Raw genomic sequence first — 3674 nt, forward strand, 5'->3', positions numbered from 1 at the left:
CCGTTGCGCTGCCTGGCTGCTCGCTCCGTTGATCAGTCGCGAGGCCGTCTCGGGGTCGAGGCTCGAGACAACGACCCCCTCCTCCTGCAGCGCGGTCAGATGGTCGGTCATTGACACGATGCACGCACTGGCATTCGGCCATTGCGCTGGATCCCCCAGCACGGCCGGGCCATCCCGGAACATGATGCGCTGGATTTCCGGCTCCAGCGCCATCTCGATATAGGTCGAGCACTCGTCGACGAAATGCTGCCAGCGGGTCGGCGCTCTCGACGCGACCTCATTGATGCGCGCCGCCATTTCGCCGTCGATCTGGGCTATGACCGCCTGCAGCAGCCCCTTCTTGTCGCCGAAATGATGATAGAGCGCGCCGCGCGTCAGCCCGGCCGAAGCGGTGAAATCATCCATCGAGGCTTCCGCATAGCCTGTTGTGCCGAAGGCATGGCGGGCCGCCGCGATCAGCTTTGCGCGCGTCTCGGCGATCATCTCCTTGCGGGGTCTGTGCATGGCTTCTGGCCCTATTCACATACGTAACGTATGCCAATTGACATACGCGGCGTATGCTCTATTTAACAATCATACGCTTCGTATGTAATTGCCGAATCGTCCTTTGTCGAGGAACCACCCATGCAAAATCCCTATGCGGAAATCTTTCGTGCCCCCGGAACCAAGGGCTTTGCGGCCGCCGGATTCATGGCGCGCCTGCCGATCGCCATGGCGCCCATCGGCATCGTGGCGATGCTGTCGCAGACGCGTGGCGAATACTGGCTGGCCGGAGCCGTCTCGGCAACATACGCGCTGGCCAACGCTTTCGTTGCGCCGCAGATATCCAGACTGGTGGACCGCCTGGGCCAGACACGGATCGTCGTGCCCACCACCATCATCGCGGTGCTGGCTTTCGCCGTCCTGATAGCGGCGGCCAACCAGGACTGGCCGGTGTGGACGCTGTTCGTGTCGGCCTTACTGGCCGCGGCCATGCCAAGCATGCCGGCGATGGTGCGGGCGCGCTGGACAGAGATTTTCCGCGGACGGCCGCAGATGAACACCGCATTCGCCTTCGAGTCCGCGGCCGATGAACTGGTCTATATCGCCGGGGCATCGCTATCGGTCGGTCTCAGTGCTGCCCTGTTCCCGGAAGCCGGCGTTCTGGTGAGCACATTATTTCTCGCATTCGGATCAGCGGCCTTCATCCTGCAACGCTCGACGGAGCCGCAAGTGCGGCCGGTGGACCATGGCTCAAGCGGCTCGGCGATCCGCCTGCGGCCGGTTCAGATCATCACCTTCGCCCTGATCTTCATCGGCGCGACCTTCGCGACGACGGAAGTCAGCACCGTGGCGATCACCAAGGAGCTTGGCCAGCCCGGCGCCGCCAGCCTTGTCATCGGCGTTTATGCGCTGGGATCGTTCGTGCTCGGCATCATCGTCGGCGCGCTCAGCCTGAAGGCGCCGCTGCAACGCCAGTTGGCCATCGCAGTCGCCCTCGTCGCGCTCGGCACGCTGTTGCCGCTCACCGCCGACACCGTGCCACTGCTGGCGCTGACCGTGTTCATCAGCGGCGTGGCGATCTCGCCGACCTTCATCACCGCCTTCGGCCTGATCGAGCGGCATGTGCCGGAGGCGATGCTGACCGAAGGCATTACCTGGGTCATGACCGGCATCGGCATCGGCATGGCGCTCGGCTCGTTCGCGGCCGGCGCGGTGGTCGATGCGTTCGGTGCCCAGAACGGGTTCTGGGTCTCTGTGGCTTCAGGCACGATCGCGCTGGCCACGGTGCTGCTTGGCCAGCGCAGCCTTGCCACGGCTGAGTGCGAGACGGACGGATGCGAAGCAGCCGCGATTGCTGCGGAATAGTTCCGGCGCGCCCGGGCCTTAGGCCGGGCGCGCCGCTCTAGGCAGCCGGGCCTGAAATATTGACTCTTCTTGGGTGCGCCAATGCCAAAACTATCGTTGGCGCCCCGTGCAGAATCACCTCTTTTTCGAAGACGAAGCCACATTTCTCCAGCACCCGTCGCGAAGCCGGATTGGCGGGGCGGACGAGGCCGACAACCCGATCGGCACGCAAGGGGCCGAACGCGGTGCGCAGTGCTTCCGTCACCAATTCCGTGGCATAGCCATGTCCCCAGCTCGCCGGATGAAGATGATAGGACAGGTTCAGACCGTCGAAATCCGCCGATACCGTGACGCCGCCGAAGCCGACCAGCTTTTCATCCGCCTCGACCGCCCAGCGGCCAAAGCCGTGCTTGTGCCAATGACCGATGTCGCGCGTCAGCCGCGCGGCGCTCTGCTGGGCTGTATCCGGGACAGGGCCCGGACGATGCGCAACAAGTTCCCGGCGCGAAAAGAGATCGATCAGGAAATCCAGATCAGCCTCTTCTGGGCGGCGCAGCAAAAGCCGCTCGCTGCGCTGGCTGGAAGGCAGGGACGCATTCATCCGTCTTCTCCGGCAACCGGATCGACGGGAGGCTCAGAGGATCTCGGTCTTGGCGATGTGGATGCCAAAACCTTCAAGGCCGACATAGTGGCGTTCGCGCGAGGCGATCAGGTTGATCGAGGAGATGCCGAGATCCTTGAGTATCTGGGCGCCTAGCCCGATCTCGCGCCACTCGTTTTCACGGCGGCGCGCCTCTTCGTGATCCTCGCGGTCGCCGCTTGCCGGCCGCTTGCGCTCCTGATGCGCAACGCCGACGGAGCCTTCTCTGAGATAGACGATGACACCGCGCCTGCGCTCGCCCATTGTCTTCATGATGGCGTCGAGCCGGTGGCTGGTGCCGAAGACATCGGTCACCACATCCTCCGAATGCAGACGCACCGGCACGTCCTCGCCGTCACGAATGTCGCCGAAGACGATGGCGACGTGATGCATGGAGTCCCACGGCAGCGTGTAGGTGAAGACCTGTGCCTTGCCGCCGAGCGTGTCGATTTCCGAGCAGGCGACGCGTTCGACCAGCGTTTCCTTGCGCTGCCGGTAGGCGATGAGGTCGGCGACCGAAACCTGCTTGAGGCCATGCTCCTCGGCGAAAGCCTGCACCTGCGGACCGCGCTTGACGGTGCCGTCATCATTGACCAGCTCGGAAATGACGCCAACCGGCGGCAGGCCGGCGAGCTTGCACAGATCGACCGCTGCTTCGGTATGGCCTGAGCGCATCAGCACGCCGCCTTCGCGCGCGATCAGCGGGAAGATGTGGCCGGGGCGGACGAAATCCGAGCCACCGACATTGCCGTTGGCAAGATTGCGAACGGTCAAAGTGCGATCTTCGGCCGAGATGCCGGTCGTGGTGCCATGCTTGAAATCGACACTGACGGTGAAAGCGGTGGTGTGGGCGGAATCGTTGTCGGCGACCATGGGGGCAAGGTTCAGCCGCTTGGCTTCTTCGCGCGGCATCGGCGTACAGACGATGCCGGAGGTGTGGCGAACGATGAACGCCATCTTTTCGGGCGTGCAGTGGACAGCGGCGACGATCAGGTCGCCCTCGTTCTCGCGCCCGTCATCATCCATGACGACGACGATCTCGCCGCGTTCGAAAGCACGCAGGGCTTCGACGATTTTCTTCTGGTCGTAAGGCATAAGTGCTCGCTTTGCTCGCAGGGGAATAAGGGAGTAGGGCAGTAAGGGAGTAGGGAAAAGCAAAAAGATTTGGCCGGCCGGGCTAAGAGCGCAACATATTCCCCTATTCCCC

Annotated in this window: 4 protein-coding genes; 1 reads left to right on the forward strand and 3 read right to left on the reverse strand. The window is 63.4% G+C overall.

Features of this window, described 5'->3' with window-relative positions; all coding sequences use genetic code 11:
- Positions 1-504: TetR/AcrR family transcriptional regulator (locus ENZ75_RS24855; protein WP_164887979.1), on the reverse strand; the 504-nt coding region annotated here is incomplete at its 3' end.
- Positions 505-624: 120 nt separating this feature from the next.
- Between ENZ75_RS24855 and ENZ75_RS24860 the strand changes: the two genes are divergently transcribed.
- Positions 625-1848: an MFS transporter gene (locus ENZ75_RS24860; protein WP_063167668.1), complete on the forward strand. Its 1224-nt coding sequence runs from the start codon at positions 625-627 to the stop codon at positions 1846-1848.
- A 37-nt stretch (positions 1849-1885) separates the two neighbouring features.
- On the opposite strand, the gene ENZ75_RS24865 is transcribed toward ENZ75_RS24860, so the two are convergent.
- Positions 1886-2428, reverse strand: a complete 543-nt coding sequence (locus tag ENZ75_RS24865) for a GNAT family N-acetyltransferase (RefSeq protein ID WP_063167667.1) — start codon at positions 2426-2428, stop codon at positions 1886-1888.
- Between the two features lie 33 nt (positions 2429-2461).
- Complete coding sequence (gene ribB / locus ENZ75_RS24870; RefSeq protein ID WP_013532799.1) at positions 2462-3562, reverse strand: 3,4-dihydroxy-2-butanone-4-phosphate synthase; 1101 nt, start codon at positions 3560-3562, stop codon at positions 2462-2464.
- Positions 3563-3674: the final 112 nt, after the last annotated feature.

It is taken from the genome of Mesorhizobium sp. M7A.F.Ca.CA.002.04.1.1 (genome assembly GCF_004022805.1).
GTDB classification, from domain to species: domain Bacteria; phylum Pseudomonadota; class Alphaproteobacteria; order Rhizobiales; family Rhizobiaceae; genus Mesorhizobium; species Mesorhizobium ciceri.